Annotated in this window: 20 protein-coding genes and 1 riboswitch; of the genes, 14 read left to right on the top strand and 6 right to left on the bottom strand. The window is 69.6% G+C overall.

Features of this window, described 5'->3' with window-relative positions:
- Positions 1–20 precede the first annotated feature (20 nt).
- Together Q5696_RS18030 and Q5696_RS18025 are read right to left on the bottom strand one after the other, a co-directional pair.
- Entirely contained in the window at positions 21–1019 is a 999-nt protein-coding gene (locus Q5696_RS18030; protein WP_305092624.1) for a glutamate ABC transporter substrate-binding protein, read from the bottom strand.
- Positions 1016–2326 (bottom strand): GlnX family signal transduction membrane protein, encoded by a 1311-nt coding sequence (locus tag Q5696_RS18025; protein WP_305092623.1) that lies wholly within the window; start codon positions 2324–2326, stop codon positions 1016–1018. Before Q5696_RS18025 ends, Q5696_RS18030 begins: the two co-directional genes overlap by 4 nt.
- 161 nt (positions 2327–2487) lie before the next feature.
- Here Q5696_RS18025 and Q5696_RS18020 point away from each other — a divergent pair, with 161 nt between their 5' ends.
- On the top strand, positions 2488–3174 hold the full coding sequence (locus tag Q5696_RS18020; protein ID WP_305092622.1) for an NUDIX hydrolase: 687 nt from the start codon (positions 2488–2490) through the stop codon (positions 3172–3174).
- Positions 3175–3180: 6 nt separating this feature from the next.
- Here Q5696_RS18020 and Q5696_RS18015 read toward each other — a convergent pair whose 3' ends face one another.
- The gene (locus Q5696_RS18015; RefSeq protein ID WP_305092621.1) at positions 3181–3588 is read right to left on the bottom strand and encodes a phage holin family protein; all 408 of its coding nucleotides are present in this window, start codon (positions 3586–3588) and stop codon (positions 3181–3183) included.
- A gap of 206 nt (positions 3589–3794) precedes the next feature.
- On the opposite strand from Q5696_RS18015, the gene Q5696_RS18010 reads away from it, so the two are divergent.
- Both Q5696_RS18010 and Q5696_RS18005 read left to right on the top strand, forming a co-directional pair.
- Entirely contained in the window at positions 3795–5048 is a 1254-nt protein-coding gene (locus Q5696_RS18010) for a glycosyltransferase 87 family protein (protein WP_305092620.1), read from the top strand.
- 27 nt (positions 5049–5075) lie between these two features.
- Positions 5076–5507 carry a hypothetical protein gene (locus tag Q5696_RS18005; RefSeq protein ID WP_305092619.1) on the top strand — a complete coding sequence of 144 codons (432 nt, stop codon included), beginning with the start codon at positions 5076–5078 and terminating at the stop codon, positions 5505–5507.
- 8 nt (positions 5508–5515) lie between these two features.
- Here Q5696_RS18005 and thiE read toward each other — a convergent pair whose 3' ends face one another.
- A complete protein-coding gene (gene thiE / locus Q5696_RS18000; protein ID WP_305092618.1) occupies positions 5516–6202 on the bottom strand; it encodes a thiamine phosphate synthase in 687 nt (228 codons plus the stop codon).
- Positions 6203–6228: 26 nt separating this feature from the next.
- A riboswitch (TPP riboswitch) is annotated at positions 6229–6353 on the top strand.
- Between thiE and thiO the strand changes: the two genes are divergently transcribed.
- The 9 genes from thiO to Q5696_RS17955 all read left to right on the top strand — a co-directional run bounded on the left by thiO (position 6342) and on the right by Q5696_RS17955 (position 13569).
- Positions 6342–7421 carry a glycine oxidase ThiO gene (gene thiO, locus Q5696_RS17995; protein ID WP_305092617.1) on the top strand — a complete coding sequence of 360 codons (1080 nt, stop codon included), beginning with the start codon at positions 6342–6344 and terminating at the stop codon, positions 7419–7421. (Overlaps the previous riboswitch by 12 nt.)
- A complete protein-coding gene (gene thiS, locus Q5696_RS17990) occupies positions 7418–7642 on the top strand; it encodes a sulfur carrier protein ThiS (protein WP_305092616.1) in 225 nt (74 codons plus the stop codon). Before thiO ends, thiS begins: the two co-directional genes overlap by 4 nt.
- A 1-nt stretch (position 7643) precedes the next feature.
- Positions 7644–8393: a thiazole synthase gene (locus Q5696_RS17985; protein WP_305092615.1), complete on the top strand. Its 750-nt coding sequence runs from the start codon at positions 7644–7646 to the stop codon at positions 8391–8393.
- Between the two features lie 109 nt (positions 8394–8502).
- On the top strand, positions 8503–9042 hold the full coding sequence (locus Q5696_RS17980) for a pentapeptide repeat-containing protein (RefSeq protein WP_305092614.1): 540 nt from the start codon (positions 8503–8505) through the stop codon (positions 9040–9042).
- 137 nt (positions 9043–9179) lie between these two features.
- Positions 9180–10127 carry an ABC transporter ATP-binding protein gene (locus Q5696_RS17975; protein WP_305092613.1) on the top strand — a complete coding sequence of 316 codons (948 nt, stop codon included), beginning with the start codon at positions 9180–9182 and terminating at the stop codon, positions 10125–10127.
- Entirely contained in the window at positions 10124–10876 is a 753-nt protein-coding gene (locus tag Q5696_RS17970; RefSeq protein WP_305092612.1) for an ABC transporter permease, read from the top strand. Before Q5696_RS17975 ends, Q5696_RS17970 begins: the two co-directional genes overlap by 4 nt.
- Positions 10877–10953: 77 nt before the next feature.
- On the top strand, positions 10954–12423 hold the full coding sequence (locus Q5696_RS17965) for a M20/M25/M40 family metallo-hydrolase (RefSeq protein ID WP_305092611.1): 1470 nt from the start codon (positions 10954–10956) through the stop codon (positions 12421–12423).
- A 67-nt stretch (positions 12424–12490) separates the two neighbouring features.
- Positions 12491–13318, top strand: coding sequence for an adenylate/guanylate cyclase domain-containing protein (locus tag Q5696_RS17960; protein ID WP_514131057.1), 828 nt, complete (start codon positions 12491–12493; stop codon positions 13316–13318).
- A 65-nt stretch (positions 13319–13383) separates the two neighbouring features.
- A complete protein-coding gene (locus Q5696_RS17955; protein ID WP_305092610.1) occupies positions 13384–13569 on the top strand; it encodes a hypothetical protein in 186 nt (61 codons plus the stop codon).
- A 17-nt stretch (positions 13570–13586) separates the two neighbouring features.
- Here the strand turns inward: Q5696_RS17955 and thiD are convergent, their stop codons facing one another.
- On the bottom strand, positions 13587–14444 hold the full coding sequence (thiD, locus tag Q5696_RS17950) for a bifunctional hydroxymethylpyrimidine kinase/phosphomethylpyrimidine kinase (protein WP_305092609.1): 858 nt from the start codon (positions 14442–14444) through the stop codon (positions 13587–13589).
- Positions 14445–14511: 67 nt separating this feature from the next.
- On the opposite strand from thiD, the gene Q5696_RS17945 reads away from it, so the two are divergent.
- A complete protein-coding gene (locus Q5696_RS17945; protein ID WP_305092608.1) occupies positions 14512–15039 on the top strand; it encodes a GNAT family N-acetyltransferase in 528 nt (175 codons plus the stop codon).
- An 81-nt stretch (positions 15040–15120) separates the two neighbouring features.
- On the opposite strand, the gene Q5696_RS17940 is transcribed toward Q5696_RS17945, so the two are convergent.
- Positions 15121–15993: a hypothetical protein gene (locus Q5696_RS17940; RefSeq protein ID WP_305092607.1), complete on the bottom strand. Its 873-nt coding sequence runs from the start codon at positions 15991–15993 to the stop codon at positions 15121–15123.
- An 801-nt stretch (positions 15994–16794) separates the two neighbouring features.
- Between Q5696_RS17940 and Q5696_RS17935 the strand changes: the two genes are divergently transcribed.
- A complete protein-coding gene (locus Q5696_RS17935) occupies positions 16795–17532 on the top strand; it encodes a hypothetical protein (RefSeq protein ID WP_305092606.1) in 738 nt (245 codons plus the stop codon).
- Positions 17533–17597: the final 65 nt, after the last annotated feature.

Below are 17597 nucleotides of genomic sequence, written 5' to 3'. Positions count from 1 at the left end.
TCACGCCACCGCATCTCCCCTCAGTCCCGGTACGTCGCGGCCGGCGGCGCGGGCATCGGACCCAGCGCCGTGAGCCACCGCTCGTAGCTGCGTTCCCACGTGCCGTCCCGGCGGATCCGTTCCAGGGTCCCGTTGACGGCCCGCACCAGATCGTCCCGATCCCGGGCGACACCGATGCCGTACTGCTCGGTACCCAGGGATTCCCCGACGACGTGGGTGTGCGGGTCCTGCATGGCCAGCCCGGCGAGCAGGGTGTCGTCGGTGCTGATCGCCTCCACCTGACGTTGCTGCAACAGCACCAGGCAGTCCGACCACATCGGCGCCGAGACGACCACCGCATCCGGTTGCAGGGTGCGGATCCGGTCGAGCGACGTGGTGCCGGCCCCGGCGCACACCCGCTTGCCCGGAAGGTCGGCGACACTGTCGATCGAGTTGTCTTCTTCTGTTAGAATCCGTTGGTGGGCAACGTAGTACACGCTCGAGAAGTCGATACGCTCACGTCGTTCGCACGTGATCGACAGGGTCTTCGCGACGATGTCGACGACGCCGTCGGTCAACGCCTGCTCACGGTCGGTGTACGGCAGGATCCGGAAATCGACCGCGTCGGGGCTGCCGAGGAGATCGCGGGCGATCTCGCGGGCGATGTCGACGTCGAACCCCTCGAGTGTGCCCGTGACCGGCGACCGGAAACTCGTGAGATTGCTGCCGGTGTCGATGCCCACGACGAGCCGGCCCCGCTCCCGGATCGCGTCGAGCGTGGGCCCGTGCGGGGTCTCCCCGGCCGGGAACGGGCGCAGGCTCGCGAGGGGATCGCGGCAGTCGACGGGAGGTGTGGCCGGCGACATCGGCGGTACGACCGTCACCCCCTCCGGTTGCGGCGGCATGTAGTACGCGGCCGACGGCGGCGTGATCGACGGCCCCGGAGGTTCGGCGCAGCCACCGACTGTGACCACCGCGGCGAGGACGGCCGCCCCGGCCGCGACCCGTCCGAGCCGACGCCCGCCCGCTCGCCCGGTCACTGGTACTCCCGCAGTCGAGGCCACAGCCCGAGCGGTATCCCGATCGCGCCGACCAGTGTGATCGTCACCGCGCCCGGACCCAGTGCCGACAGCACCGTCGACGCGTAGCCGACGTCGTCGCGCAGTTCTGTGCGGGCCCGGGCGGAACCTGCGGACAGGGCGTCGTCGACGGCCTCGAAATGTGTCGCCGACGAGTCGGTGCCGGTGCCGACCATCGTGCCGGTGGCCGTCGCCACGTCCCCGGCCTGCAGCGCGTCGGTCACCCGCTGATGCGATGCCGTCCACCCGTCGAGCGCCTGCGCCGCGGCGGCGGCCTCGTCGGAGCCGACCTCGTGCGGATAGTCGTGCAGCAGACTGCGCAGGCGGTCGGTGTCCTCCCGGAAGCGGGCCGCGTGCTCGGTGTTCTCCTCCCGCCGCACCAGTTGGAGGTTCTCCTGGGCCCGCGCCTGCTGGGCGAGCAGTCGCGCCTCGGACAGGGTGGCGAGTGGATCGGAACCTTCCCGGACCGCGCGGTGCGCCGCCACCGCCGAGACGAGCCCGACTCCGAGCACCCACACCAGCAGCGCCGACAACGCCACCGTCGTGAACAGCAGCCCCGCGTTGAGTGTGCGCCGGGTGCGTCGGGCCATCGCCACCTGGGTCGCCACGAGTGCTGCCAGCAATGCCACCAGTGCACCGATCGCCGTCCAGGGCGGATGTCCGAAACCGGCCTGCGGGGCGCGGGCGGCCGCCGACCGCTCGGCGTGCAGGGCCTGGGCGGCCGGCAGGATCTTCCGCTGCATCAGCGACGACGCCTCCGCCAGATAGGCGCCGCCGACCGGGTTGCCGACCCGGCTGTTGGTGTGGGCGGTCTCCACCAGTCCGGTGTACGTGGGCAGCGTCGTGGCGATCGTGGTGAGGAGTCGGCGGCCCTCGTCGTCGCCGCCGAGCACGTCGGACGTCGCGACCAGTTCCGCGGACGCGGTGCCGATCGCCTGCGCGTACCGGTCCCGGGCCGCGCCGGAGACGGCGCCGTCGGACAGGAACGCGGTGGCGGCCGCGGCGTCGGCGACCGACAGCGACGCGTACAGGTTCTGTGACGAACGGGCCAGCGGCTCGGTCGTCGACAACAGCCGGTCCAGATCCTGCTTGCGCTGGTCGGCGATGTTCGACGAGATCAGTCCCGCGGCGATCGTCGCGACGAGCAGGACGATCCCGGCGGCGAGCAGGCGGGTGGGGGTGGCCCGCAGCAGGTCCCGGGTCGACATCTGACGGGGGCGCACCGGCACGAAACTCCGCAGCGCGTGGACCCGATCCGGAACTACCACGCTCTCATCCTCGGTTCGGCGCTCGACTGGTGCCGAGCATATAGGTCGCGTCGTCGTGTTGCTCCGCCGTTTCACAGATGCCGCGAGGAATACTCGAGTGGCATCCTGGGAGCACGTGAGGGTGACACGAGGCTCGAGGACAGGCAGGTGAGAGGCACTCCATGCGCGGTGACGGAGACGGCTGGGCGACGACGCCCGACGGGGTTCGGCATTGGGGCCGGCACGGTGCGGCGGGCCTGCTGCTGCGGGCTCCGCTGCCGGACGGATCGGCGGCCGTCCTGCTGCAGCACCGGGCCGAGTGGAGTCATCAGGGCGGCACGTGGGCGTTGCCCGGCGGGGCCCGCGACAGCCACGAGACGACGGTCCACGCCGCGGTCCGCGAGGCCCAGGAGGAGACCGGTATCGATGTCGACGCGATCCGGGTGCGGGCCGAGCGGGTCACCTCGGTCGTCGCGGGCGGGTGGACGTACACGACCGTCGTCGCCGACTCCGAGAAGATCCTGTCGCTCGTCCCGAATGGGGAGAGCACCGAACTGCGATGGGTCCGGGAAGCCGAGGTGACGGACCTGCCGCTGCATCCGGGATTCGCGGACGCCTGGCCGGGGCTGCGCACGTGCGAGGTGCAGGTGCTGCTCGACGCCGGGACCGCCGAGCTGCTGGACCGGTTCGCGCAGGCACTGCCGCGCACCGTCGAACTGCCCGGCGGCGGCTTCTGCTGGCTGCCGCGGATCGAGGTGATCCGGGAGGCGCAGGCGCGCGGTACCGGGATCGCCGCCGGTGTCCGCGTCCCGGGACCGGTGCCGACGCTGACCCTGACACCGTCGACGGTGCGGGAGTGGCTCGGCTGAGCACTCTCAGGCGGCGGCCTTCTTGTCGCCGCCGTCACGGTGCTCGGCGACCTTGTCGCGCACGAACACCAGCGGGAGCAGCACCGTGGCCAGCGCGGTCACCAGCCACACGACGATCGTCGCGAGGACCCACGTACGCCACCCGGAGATCGACAGCCCCCCGAACACCGACGCGATCAGCAACGCCACGAACGTGGTGACGAGACCGATCCCACCGAGGAACGCCGGCGCGTTGCGGGCCGCGACCTTCGTGATGAACGGCGACAGCAGACTCTGCGCGACCGCGAACAGGACGACGGCCGTGAGGAATCCGCTGATGCTCACCGACACCTCGGGCAGCAGCATGACCGCTGCGAGGATGCCGAGCGCGGCGGAGCCCAGGAAGATCGCGGCGCGGACGAGAAAACGAATCATGGTCGGTCCTCCGTGGTGTGCCGCACCGGATGTGCAGGTGGGACGGTCCGTTCGGGGCGAGTGTAGTGAGCGAAGCCCCCGTCGCCGGGGAGGTCGGCGTCCGGACGTGTTGCGGCGCACGGTGGATCTCACTCCGTGGTACCCGCGCCGCCGCGGCGACGGATCGTTGCCTAGTCTGGTCGGGCAGATCGACGAGGGGGCCGAGGTTGTTCGAGGGTTCGTTGCAGTCCGGGACGACCGACGACCGGCCGACGCCACGCCGCGTCGGTCACACCGTCGTCCTCGCCCTGTGGGCGATCGTGTCGGTGGTGCTCGTGTTCACGACCGTGTCGCCGTGGGCACCGCAGATCGGAATCTTCGCCGGCGGCACCGATCTGGACGTCTACCGCGACGGTGCCCGGCACGTCATGGCGGATCTGCCGCTGTACACCCAGCCCGTCGTCTACGGCCTGCTCTACACGTACACCCCGTTCTCGACGCTGGTGTTCCTGCCGTTCGGGTTGCTGCCCCTCGACTCGGACAAGTACATCTGGATGGCCGCGAACCTGGCGCTGCTGGCCGTGATCGTGGTGGCGTGCCGGCGGATGCTCGGTGAACGGGTCACCGGGGCGACGGTGGCCACCTCCGGGCTGCTGGCACTCGCGTGCACGTTCCTCGAACCCGTCCGCACCACCCTGTTCTACGGGCAGATCAACCTGGTGCTGTTGGCGCTCGTGCTGTGGGACGTCTCCCGCGGCGACCACAGCCGGCTCAAGGGCGTCGGAATCGGTATCGCCGCCGGCATCAAACTGACGCCCGCCTACTTCGTCCTCTACTACCTCGTCCTGCGTCGATGGCGGGCCGCCGCCGTCGCCGTCGTCACGATCGCGGCGACGGTCGGGGTGAGCTGGCTGCTGCTGCCGGACGATTCCCGCCAGTACTGGACGAAGACGTTCTTCGAATCCACCCGCATCGCCCCGGACACGCACCCGTCGAACCAGTCGATCCGCGGAGCCATCGCCCACGTGCTGGGCCGGGACGCCCCCGTGCTGCTGTGGCTGGTGTGCTCGGCCGTCGTCGTCGCCGTCAGCATGTGGATCGTGGTGCGGCTGCACGCCCGCGGGGAACGACTCCTCGCGGTGACTCTCGCCGGCCTCACCGCGGCCGCCGTGTCACCGTTCTCGTGGAGCCACCACTGGGTGTGGCTGGTACCGCTGCTGGTGTGGATCGTGCACCGCGCCGCGAACAATCCCCGCTGGTGGGCGGCGGCGCTCGTCGTCTACCTCGCCGCCGGAGCCTGGCCCTACCGGTGGGACGAGCACGTCGTCGTGGTGGGCCTGTTCCTGTACCCCCCGTGGTGGACGTTCACCAAGATCTTCGTCAACGTCTACCCGCTGCTCTACGTCGCGATCCTGATCGGGACCGCCGCGATCGCCTTCCGGGGGAGAACACCGGTCGGTAGGTACCCGTCGGACGCCTGACTCGGACGGCCTGTCACCATGTCCGGCATGAAGATGCGCCACCTGATCGCCGTCGTCCCCGCCGCCGTGCTCGTCCTCACCGGATGCAGCAACAGCGAGGAGGCCGCCGACCCCGCCACCACGTCCGCCGACCGGCCCGCCGCCGCCGAATCGACCGGCGACGACCTCCTCGACACCGCCGTCTCGGCCATGTGCACGCAGGTCCTGACCTACCTCGACGTGTCGGAGCAGCAGGCGGAGACCGCGGGCGAGTCCTTCGACCGGGCCGCGAAGGGCGACGAGTTCCTCGGCGAACTCAAGTCCAACTCGGGCGTGTGGGTGGCCGCCTACAACCAGCAGGCCGAGGCCGTCGGCCAGCCGACCCTCGACCCCTCCACCGCGACGTGGGAGGACATGCCCGCCGAGAGCCGCGACCTCATCGAGAAGGCCGTCGACAAGGGCATCACCGGAGACTGCTGACCCGAAGGTCAGCCGCGCAGGGCGTCCGACAGCGCCCGCGCGGCGGCCTCCGGATCGTCCGCGGCGGTGATCGCCCGCACCACGACGATGCGGGACGCGCCCGCCGCCAGTACCTCCGGCAGCCGCTCCTCGTCGACGCCGCCGATTGCGAACCACGGCCGGGTCGGCTCCGCGTCGGCGGTGCTGCGCACCAGGTCCAGGCCCGACGCCGTCCGCCCCGGCTTGGTGGGCGTCGCCCACACCGGGCCGGTGCAGAAGTAGTCGACGTCGTCCTCGATCGCCGCCAGGCTCGCCTGCGCCCGATTGTTGGTGGACCGGCCGATCACCACGTCGGGGCCGACGATTCGCCGCGCATAGTGCACCGGCAGATCGTTCTGCCCCAGATGCAGGACGTCGGCGCCCGCCGCGAGCGCGATGTCGGCGCGGTCGTTGACCGCGAGCAGCGCACCGTGCCGACGGGTCGCCGCCCCGATCACCGCGAGCGCCGCCAGCTCTTCCTTCACGTCGAGCGGGCCGAACTCGCGTTCGCCCGCCGACCCCTTGTCCCGGAGCTGGACGATGTCGACACCGCCGGCGAGGGCGGCGTCGACGAACTGCGCCAGGTCGCCGGTGTCGCGGCGGGCATCGGTGCACAGGTACAGGCGAGCGCCGGAGAGGCGTTCCCGCGGGGTGAAGTGTGTGTCGGAGGCTTCCACACGTCGAACGGTAGTCTTTACCGCGGACGAATCAACACGGGAGTCCCAGGAGCGCAGATATCGGTGCGCGGGGCTGAGAGGGGACCTGCCGGTCCCGACCGTCATACCTGATCCGGATCATGCCGGCGCAGGGAGTGAGGTGGAAACAGTGACTCGAACCCTTTCCGTCGTCGGCGGCGGTGTCGTCGGCCTGTCCGTCGCGTGGCGGGCTGCGGGCCGTGGGTGGACGGTGACCCTGTACGACCCCGCAATCGGTTCGGGCGCGTCGTGGGTGGCCGGCGGCATGCTCGCCCCCCTGTCCGAGGGCTGGCCCGGTGAGGAGGCCGCGCTCGCGTTCGGGGCGGCGTCGCTGCAGCGGTGGCCCGACTTCGGCGGCGAACTCGAACGCATCGCCGGCGTACGGCTGTTCACGTCCGACGATTCGCTGACCGTCGCACTCGACGCCGCCGACGCCGCCGACCTGCACACGATCGCCGAATTCGCGGCTGCGCAGGGCCACGAGCTGGCGGTGCTGAACCGGGCGCAGATCCGGGAACTCGAACCGTCGCTGGGACGGGGCATCCGGCTGGCGCTGCACGCCCCCACCGAACAGGCCGTCGACAACCGGCTGCTCGTGCAGGCGCTGCGGACCGCGGCCGTCGAAGCGGGCGTCGAACTGGTCGAACGTTCGGTCACCGACCTCGACGAGCTCACCACCGACCAGGTGGTACTCGCCGCCGGATCGCACGCCGCGCAGCTGTGGCCGGGACTACCGGTGCGCCCCGTCAAGGGGGAGATCCTGCGGCTGCGTGCCCGCCCCGGCGTCACCCCCGCACCGAGCCGCACCATCCGCGGTACTGTGCACGGGCGGCCGTCGTACCTCGTGCCACGGGCCGACGGAATCGTCGTCGGCGCAACACAATACGAACACGGCTACGACACCCAGGTCACGGTCGCCGGGGTGCGCGACCTCATCGCCGACGCCGAGGCGCTGATGCCCGCGATCGGTGAGTACGAGCTGTACGAGGCGAAAGCCGGTCTGCGGCCGATGAGCCCGGACAACCTGCCGATCGTCGGCCGGGCGTCCGATCGGGTGGTCCTCGCGACCGGGCACGGCCGCAACGGTGTCCTCATGACACCGCTGACCGCCGACGCGGTGGTCGCGATCCTGGACGGCGCGCCTCTGCAGGAGGCGGAAGCTGCTTCCCCCGAACGTTTTTCACGTGTGATGATGGCATGAGCGAGGTTGGAATGAGTGAGCTGATCGGGATCACCGTCAACGGCGAGGACCGGGAATTCGACGGTCCGCTGACCGTGACGGATCTGCTGGAGAAACTGGACCTGCCGCAGCGCGGTATCGCCGTCGCCGTCGACGGGGCGGTGTTCCCGCGTGGACGCTGGAACGAGAACGTCGGCCGCGGTTGGGAAATCGAGATCCTCACGGCGGTGCAGGGTGGCTGACATGGACAAGTTGACGATCGCCGGACGGGTGTTCGGCTCCCGACTGATCATGGGCACCGGTGGCGCCGCGAACCTCGCGGTCCTCGAGGAAGCGCTCGTCGCGTCCGGTACCGAACTGACCACCGTCGCGATGCGCCGCATCGACGCGGCCGGTGGTACCGGCGTGATCGACCTGCTGCGCCGCCTCGACATCGCACCGCTGCCCAACACCGCGGGCTGCCGCGGCGCCGCCGAGGCCGTGCTCACCGCGCAACTCGGCCGCGAGGCCCTCGAAACCGACTGGGTGAAACTCGAGGTCATCGCCGACGAGCGCACCCTGCTGCCCGACGCCATCGAACTGGTCAGCGCCGCAGAACAGTTGGTGGACGACGGGTTCGTCGTGCTGCCCTACACCACCGACGACCCCGTCCTCGCGAAGCGCCTCGAGGACGTCGGCTGCGCCGCCGTCATGCCGCTCGGCTCGCCGATCGGCACCGGCCTGGGCATCTCCAACCCGCACCACATCGAGATGATCGTCGAGGCCGCGAACGTCCCGGTGATCCTCGACGCCGGGATCGGCACCGCGAGCGACGCCACCCTGGCGATGGAACTCGGGTGCGACGCGGTCCTGCTCGCGACCGCCGTCACCCGGGCGAAGGATCCGGCGCTCATGGCGTCGGCGATGCGCTCCGCCGTCGTCGCCGGCCACGAGGCCCGCCGGGCCGGACGCATCCCCAAGCGGTTCTGGGCGCAGGCGTCGTCCCCGATGTGAGCCGACCCGCGAAACCGCGCCGAACTCGCAGGGTCGGCGCGGTTTCGCGGTTTTCGGGTTAGGCTCGGAAGCGTCTGCTCCGTTGGTTCCAGTGCCGGGAGGGCCTGCCATGACGACGTTGAGTACCGATCTCCTCGACCTGCTGCGCTCGGATGTCGTGGCGTGGAACGCCCGGCGGGACGAATTGCCCGACGCACCGGATCTGCACGGGCTGAACCTGTCCGGTGCGGATCTCGCCGGTGCGAACCTGACGGGCGCCAACATGGCGGGCATCGATCTGTCGGGGGCGGACCTGCGGTCCGCGGAACTCGGCGGTGCGAACCTGACGGGTGCCAACCTCACCGGGGCGGTCGCCGCGGACGCCGACTTCACCAACGCGTACCTGACCAATGCGATCCTCACCGGCGCGGTCCTGACGCTGTCGTTCCTGACGTCGACGTACATGGCGCGCGCCAACCTGGCGGGCGCCGACCTGTCCGGGGCGTACATGACCGGGGTGCATCTCGAGGACGCCGATCTCACCGGGGCCAGACTTTCGGGGGCGTACCTCGCGCACGCCGATCTGACCGGCGCGGTGCTCGAGACCGCCGACGTCTCCGGCGCCGACCTCACCGATGTGACGATGCCGGACGGCATGATCCGCGTCTGACCCGTCCCGGGTCCGGGACCGCCCCGACCCCGAGGAGTCTCGGGGTCGGGGTCAGGGTCGGGTCATCCTCGGGGATGACCCTGGAATCGACCGTGGTCCGATGCGCGGGAGGGGATGTTTCGGGCAGAGTGGTCCCCATGATTGAAGTGAGGGGACTGACGAAGACCTACGGGTCGACGAAAGCGGTGGACGATCTCACGTTCTCCGTGAAGCCGGGTATCGTCACCGGCTTCCTCGGCCCGAACGGTGCCGGCAAATCGACGACCATGCGGATGATCCTCGGTCTCGACGCGCCGACGTCGGGTACCGCAACGATCGGGGGTGTGCCCTACCACCGGTTGAAGCAGCCGTTGCGCACTGTGGGCGCGCTGCTCGACGCCAAGTGGGTGCACCCCAACCGGTCGGCGAAGGCGCACCTGCAGTGGATGGCCGCCGCGAACTCGCTGCCCAAGTCACGGGTCGACGAGGTGCTGCGTCTGGTCGGGCTCACCGAGGTGGCCGGAAAGAAGGCCGGCGGATTCTCGCTCGGCATGTCGCAGCGACTCGGTCTGGCCGGTGCGCTGCTCGGCGACCCGAAGGTGCTGCTGTTCGACGAGCCCGTCAACGGTCTCGACCCCGAGGGCATCGTGTGGATCCGCACGTTCATGCAGAGCCTCGCCGCGGAGGGGCGCACCGTCCTCGTATCGAGCCATCTGCTGTCCGAGATGTCGCTCACCGCAGAACATCTCGTCGTGATCGGCCGTGGCCGCCTCATCGCGGACACCAGCGTCCGGGACTTCGTCGAGCGGGCCTCCGAATCGTCGGTGCGGGTGCGCAGCCCGCAACTCGAGGCACTGCAGGGGCTTCTCGCCGGGCAGGGTCTCACGGTCCGGGTCGATGCGGGTACCGACCACCAGCCGGCGCTGCTGGTGTCCGGGGCGCGCACCGAGGACGTCGGCACACTCGCCGGCGCCAACGGCATCGTGCTGCACGAACTGTCGTCGCAGCGCGGTTCGCTCGAGGAGGCCTTCATGAAGCTCACCGGCGACGACGTCCAGTACCACGCGCAGACTGTTCCGCAGACCCAGGGAGGTGCGCTCCGATGAGCGTGTTGAATGCCGAGCGCATCAAGCTCACATCCACCAAGTCGCCGATCTGGTGCAGCCTCATCGCGGTAGCCGTCAGTGTCGGCTTCGCGGCGATCATGGGTGTCGCGTTCAAGGCGATGCTGCGGGACGGCGACGACTCGATGGGCGAGTTCTCGGTCGCCTTCACCCAACTCGGTGCCGCCCAGTTCGGGTCGATGCTGATCATGATCATGGCGGCGCTGGCCGTCACCACCGAATACCGGTTCGGGGTCATCCGCACCACGTTCCAGGCGATCCCCGACCGCACCCGCGTCATCGGCGGCAAGGCCCTGCTGCTCGCCGTCGTCGCCGCGGTGCTCGGCCTCGTCATCGCGTTGCTGTCGTTCCTGGTCGCGCAGGCCATGTCCGGCCTGTCGCTGTCGCTGTCGGACGGCGACAGCCTCCGCGAACTGTTCGGCATCCCGATCTACTACGCGCTCCTGGCGGTCCTCGCGGTCGGGGTCGGTACGCTGCTGCGCCAGTCGGCCGGCGCCATCGCGCTGCTGCTGTTGTGGCCGCTCGTCCTCGAGAGCATGGGCACCCTCATCCCCAAGGTGGGCCACTACTTCGTCGAGTTCGGGCCGTTCAACAATGCGTCCCACTTCCTCAGCGGCAGCGGGAACGGCAGCTTCCACTGGGGGCCGTGGGGCGGGCTGCTCTACTTCGCGGTGTTCGTCGCGATCGTCTTCGGTGCGTCCCTCGTCGTCGTGAACAAGCGCGACGCCTGAGGACACGACTGAGCCACGAAGCGCCCGGCCGGAATCGATTTCCGGTCGGGCGCTTCGTCGTCCGGTACCGTCGCGGCATGCGCACCGTGGCGGCAGGCATCCTCGGGTTGCTGCTGGTGACCGGGCTGGTGACCGGGTGCAGCGACCCCGACGGCGTCGACGCGCCCGTGGACGGGCCCGGCCTGGCCGCGGCCGTCGACCTCGGCGCGGCGTTCGGTGATCTGGAGCAGTTGCAGCGCATCGCGGACGAGCACGACGGCAACCGGGCCGTCGGGACACCCGGCTACGACGCGAGCGTCGACTATGTCGTCGGGCAGCTCGAGGACGCCGGATTCGATGTGGACACACCGGAGTTCACGGTCGACACGTTCACCGTGCACACCGAGCAGTTGCGGGTGGCCGGCCGCGACGTGCCGGTGACGGCACTCGGGTACTCGCCGTCCACCCCGCCGGGCGGCCTGACCGCGCGGCTGGTGCCGGTGCCGCCGGGGGAGGCGTCCGGCTGCGACGCGGGCGGCTACGACGGCCTCGACGTGGCCGGTGCCGTCGTACTCGCCGACCGTGGCGGCTGCCCGTTCACACGGAAACAGCAGGTGGCCGCGGATCGCGGGGCGGCGGCGATCCTCGTCGCCGACAACGTCGACGAGGACCTCATCGGCGGCACTCTCGGCGGACGCGACGACGCCCGTATCCCGTCCGCCGCCGTCACGAAGACCGACGGCGCGGCACTGCGCGGTGCACCGGACACCGTCGACGTCACCCTCGTTCTGGACACCACGACGGAATCGGCGGTGTCCCGCAACGTGATCGCGCAGACCCGGACCGGGGACGACGGCAACGTCGTGATGGCGGGCGCCCACCTGGATTCGGTGCCGGACGGGCCCGGCGTCGACGACAACGGTTCCGGGGTGGCGGCGCTGCTCGCGTCGGCGCGGGCGCTCGGGGTGTCGCCGGAGGCCACGAACGCGGTGCGGTTCGCGTTCTGGGGTGCCGAGGAGGTGGGGCTCGTCGGCTCCGAGGCGTACGTGGCGGGTCTGGACGACGCGGCCCGCGCCGACATCGCGCTGTATCTGAACTTCGACATGGTCGGCTCCCACAACGCCGGCTACTTCGTGTACGACGGCGACGATTCCGATGCGGTGGGGGAGGGACCGGGCCCCGACGGGTCGGCGGGTATCGAGCGCGCGTTCGAGGCGATCCTGCTGCAGTCCGGCATCTCCCCGGACGGCACCGACTTCGACGGCCGCTCCGACTACGGCCCGTTCATCGCCGCCGGCATTCCGGCGGGCGGCCTGTTCACAGGAGCCGACGAGACGAAGACCGCAGCCCAGGCCCGCAAGTGGGGTGGCGAGGCGGACACGATGTTCGACCCGAACTATCACACCGTTCGCGACACCCTGGACGCCGTCGACCGGGCGGCGCTCGAGGCGAACGTGCGGGCGATCGCCTACGGCATCGGGCAGTACGCGCAGTCGATCGACGGACCGAACGGGGTGCCGGACGCGGGGGACGCACGGGCCACGGCCCGCGCCGAGACACCGAAATAGACGCCGGTGGTACCAGCGGTACCAGGTATTTCTGCGCATCGGGCCGGTCAGGATTACTCTGGCCGCCGTGAACGAGGACCAGCGGGATCCCGTCAAGGTCACCGGCTCGGTAGCGAAGTGGGTACGCGACACCGACCGGTTGCCGTCTCTGGTCGACGCCGTCCGCCGGCTGCGCCGGGCGCTGCCGGGTGATCCGTCGTTCGGTGATCCGCTGTCGACCACCGGACCCGGTGGTGCCCGCGCCGCGGCCCGCCTGATCGACACCGGTCCGGGGGCGTCCCGTGAGGTGAGCATGGCGGCGTTGCAGGTGCTGCAGGTGATGCTCGAGAAGACGTGGGGCAGCCCCGCGAACGGCGAGGTCACCATCGTGTTCACCGACCTGGTGGGGTTCTCGAGCTGGTCGCTGCAGGTGGGTGACGGCCCCACCCTGGCGTTGCTGCGCGACGTCGCGGCCACGATCGAGCCGCCGATGGTCGAGCGCGGCGGCAGCGTCGTCAAACGACTCGGCGACGGGTTGATGGTGGTGTTCGACCACCCGGACCGGGCGGTCGAGGCGGTGTTCGCGGCCCGCGCGGCGCTGGCGACCCTCGAATGCGAGGGGTATCGGCCGCGGATGCGCGTCGGACTGCACACCGGTGCCCCGCAGGCCGTGGGGGCGGACTGGTTCGGGGTGGACGTCAACGTCGCCGCCCGCATGATGGAGCTCGGCGGCAACGGCAACGTCGTCGTCTCCGGGAACACACACGATGCGATCGGCGCCGACCGGCTCGCCGAACTGGGGTTTACCGCCAAGCGGTACCGGCGGGGGCTCCTCGCGGGTCCGCAACGTGGTGTTCCGACCGATCTACCGGTGTTCGTGGTGCATCCGGCCCCGCAGCGTCCCGCCCCTCACTGAGGGCGGTTGTTGCGATCTGCTCTCGACCGATGCCACAGCAACCGCCCGCGGCGCATACTGGAGTCATGCATGCAGGCGAGCATCCGCAGCGCACCCCCTTCTACGGGGTGCTGATGATCGTCGCCGCCCTGGCCGCCTCGGCGGCCGTCAGCTACGTCGGCCCCGTCTGGCTGCGCGTCACCGTCTACATCCTCACGGTCGCGGTCGTCGCGGTCGGTTTCGTGATGACCTTCCGTGATTTCTCGTACTGATCTCTCGTACCGACGACTCACACAGGGAAACTCGTGGGGTCGAGCCGCCACAGCGGGGAGACGGGGCCGTGACCGGCACCCAGGTCGTACGACGCCGCGAGGCACCGCGTGACCCAGTCCTTGCCGAACGCGACGGCGTCGGGCATCGAATAGCCGTGGGCGAGCGCGCACGCGACGGACGCCGCGAGGGTGTCGCCGCCGCCGTGATCGTTACCGGTGTCGATCCGCGGGCTGGTGAACTCGTGGAACGTGTCGCCGTCGAACAGCAGATCGGTCGACGCCTCCGACGTCCGCAGATGCCCGCCCTTGACGAGGGACCACTGCGCGCCGAGCGTGTGCAGGGCCTCGGCGGCGCGGCGGGCGGTGGCGTCGTCGACCACCTCGATACCGGTGATGAGTCGCACCTCGTCGAGATTCGGCGTCACGAGCGACGCGATGGGGATGAGGGTGTTCCGGACGGCGTCGAGGGCTTCCTCGTGCAGCAGCGGATCGCCGTGCATCGACGCGCACACCGGGTCCACGACGAGCGGGATCGTGCCGTCACGCCCGATGCCGACCTCGCGGCACACCCCGGCGACCGCCTCGATGATCGCGGTGGACGCGAGCATGCCGGTCTTGGCGGCCGAGACCCCGATGTCGTCGACGACGCAACGCACCTGTGCGGCCACCGTCTCGGGCGGAATCTCGTGAAAACCACTGACGCCCACCGAGTTCTGCACGGTGACGGCGGCAACCGCGACGCATGCGTGCACCCCGAGCATCGCCATGGTGCGCGAATCGGCCTGGATGCCCGCGCCGCCGCCGGAGTCGGTGCCGGCGATGGTGAGGGCGCGGATCGGGGTCTGGCCGGTCGGCGTCAAGGGCAGGTAGTCCACGCGCCCGAGCCTACCCAGGGGCGGAAAACCGATTGCCCCCACTCCGGGGTGCCGTCATGCTGGGGCGATGACCTCTGTAGTGCCCGGATTCCATGTGCGCCCCGAACGCCCCGACGACACCGGGCAGGTGCGGGCCGTGGTGCTCGCCGCGTTCCCCGAACCGGACGAGGCCGACCTGGTGGACGCGTTGCGGTCCGATCCGGCCTGGATCGACGGCCTGTCCTGGGTGGCGGTTGTGGACGAGGGCCCCGACGCCGGGACGGTGGTCGCGCACGCGCTGTGCACCCGCTGTCACGTGGACGGGGTGGAGTCGCTGGCGTTGGCGCCGGTGTCGGTGCTACCCGAGTACCAGAACCGGGGCCTGGGGGCGGCGGTGACGCGGGCGGTGCTGGATGCGGCGGCCGCGGCAGGGGAGTCGAGCGTGATCGTGCTCGGGCATCCCGACTACTACCCGCGGTTCGGGTTCACCCGCGCCTCCACCCACGGCGTCCGGGTCGGGTTCGACGTGCCCGACGACGCCCTCATGGCCCTCGCCTTCGGCGACACCGACGTGCCGGCCGGCACCGTGCGGTACGCGGAACCGTTCGGAGTGTGACCACGACACGACATCGTCCCGGTACCAGCATGATTCGGGTACCGGGACGATGTCGGTAGTGGGTCGGACGACACGGACGGGTCAGGGTTCGAGCAACTCCCAGCCTGCCGCGTTGTAGACGGCGCTGGTGGTGGACAAGGAATTACCGGCACCAGCGGAAGGCAAGCCCGCCCGCAGGTTGACAGCCCAGTTCAGCGAGCCGAGCGGTCCGCAACCGGTGGCGCCGGGGACGGCGAAGTCGGTGGCGGTGTGGGGTGCCTGGGGCCAGACTCCACCGGGCACATCGGGTCCGTTGGTCGAGATCCATTCGGCCGGCCCGGCACTGTCCACGAGTGCGAGGGACAGGTTGATCGGGGTGGCGGCGGAGCCGATGTAGCAGTTGTTCCCCAGGAGTGGATTGGAGAGCTTGAGTCGCACCGGCAACTGCACTGCGAGGTTGTAGGGATCGACGTCGGGTAGCGCGACAGCCTCGACGGTTGCCTGGATAGCGGTGGGTCCGAAATCCTCGGCCGATGCAGCACCGAATGCGCCGCCGGGGACAGTGATCGGGTTGGCATACACGCCGAACGTGCCGTCGTCGGCGGCCGGAACGAAGACCTGCTCTCCCGTCACGCCACCGGCGATCATCAGACTGCCGTCCGGGATCGCGACGTCGAGGTTGCCGATGCGCATGTTGCCGTCCCGGATGATCACCGTCATGCACGTTCCCAGGTCGGTGACGGGGTCGTAGACCTTGTCGAGCTGACAGGTGTCCCAGTTCTCGAACTTGTACGGAGTGCCAGGTTCAGCCGACGAGCCGGTCGTGGATCCGCTGCTGCCTTCGGAACCGGAGAGGCTTCCGCTGCTGCCGGTGCTGCTGTCGGCAGAGCCGGCAGCGTTCGCGACACCGCCGCCGACCAGGGCCAGAGCGGCGACGGCCGCCAGCATGGCGGAGCGGGTGGTGTTCTTTCGCATGTAGTACCCCCATATGGATGTCGACTCGGCCAGGAGGTTCGATCGAACCTGGTTGCGACTGCCCGAGTCCCCTGCCCCGAGTCGGAGGCCGTGTCGGTCCGGCTTCGAGCGCGTAACAGATAGTCACACACACAGTTCTGCCTCGTACCGGTTTCGGGAAGATCGACGAGAACCCGCACCGTGTTCCGAAGTTTTTACCGCAGTACAACTTTGAGCTGCGCTACCTGGAGGGCTCGGGCCGGGGCAGTCTTCCGTCACCGGTACGGAAACGGTGAGTGTGGGCAGAAGTGAGGTCGATGATGTTGTGCACCAACGAGTTCCTCCATGAATGCGTGAAGCGGTTCACGTCGGAACCGTGACGTGGACTCTGTTCGACATGCCGAATGCTTCAGGGAAGCAGCATTTTCTGGACGTTAGTCCGGGTGGGGTAGTGGATCGAAGCCCCCCGTATGGGTTTCGTGAAAACATCACGCGTGGCCGGCTCCTGTGTAACTATCTGTTACGCGCATACAGCCGGGCCGGCAACAGGTTCGGTTCAGAATGGGGGGATCTCGGGGGAGATCGGGAACGAGCACAACCCCGCTCGTTCCCGACAGGCGCCAGCAGCGCACCCGACTTGCCCGCCGTCATTGATGGTGCACGAGTTGCAGCGCATATGGAACAGGTGCTCTTCCTGAGAAGTTCGTTCCACAGGGAACGTCGAGCTCTGCTCGAATCGCGCCCGCCGGAGCGAGTATCCGAATGGGGGTTCTACATGAAATGGCTCTGACTCGCTCCGCGATCTTGGGTGCGGTAGCAACTATGGCTCTGGCCGGAGGAGGTGTGGCCGGCGCCGCGGCCCCGGTGTCCGGAGCGAAGTACGAGTTCGCGAATTGGGACACCTGTCAGCTCGACAAGGTCTACGACCCCGTCACCGATCTGGGAACGTGCATGACGGTGATCATCCGGGACGGGACGATGCGAGTCGGCGGTCTGAACGTTGCGATCCCGGACGGCAGTCTGATGATCGCCGGTGGCGTGACGGGAGAGCAGGTCTTCGTTCCGGCCGCCGACGACGGCACGTTCGGCGTGTATGCCAACCCGATCACTGTCCCCGGCGGCGCATTCGGTGCTGCATCGGCCGAGGATTTCGGACCCACCGCTATCCAGGCAACCGTCGAGGCTGTCGCGCTACCCGACGTCGATCCCTACAACCTCGCAGTGCAGTTGCCGGTGCGACTCAAGCTCTCCAATCCGCTCCTGGGGAACAACTGCTACATCGGTTCTGCTTCGAATCCGATCAATCTCTCACTCGGTCTCATCGACAACGGTGGGGCCGAATGGATTTCGGATACCGTCCCTGGAGTACCCGGCGGGGTGTGGCCTCAGGCGACGCACAAGGCTGCAGACTTCGCGGTGCCCGGAGCCACCGGATGTGGGCTCTTCGGCTCGTTGAACTGGGCGGTCGACAAGCGCGCGGGCCTGCCGTCGGGCGGCTCGGGAAATTCCCTGTCCACCACCAGTTCCGTCTACAACGCCGCGGGATGGGAACTGTCGTAGTACGGCGACCCCCGATCCGGCAAGATCTTTCCACCTCGACCGTTCATTCGAACGGGCTCTGCATC

The sequence above is a fragment of the Prescottella sp. R16 genome (genome assembly GCF_030656875.1).
Taxonomy (GTDB): Bacteria; Actinomycetota; Actinomycetes; order Mycobacteriales; family Mycobacteriaceae; genus Prescottella.
Note: the sequence above shows the minus strand (reverse complement) of the source record. Positions and strands in the feature narration are given on the sequence as shown.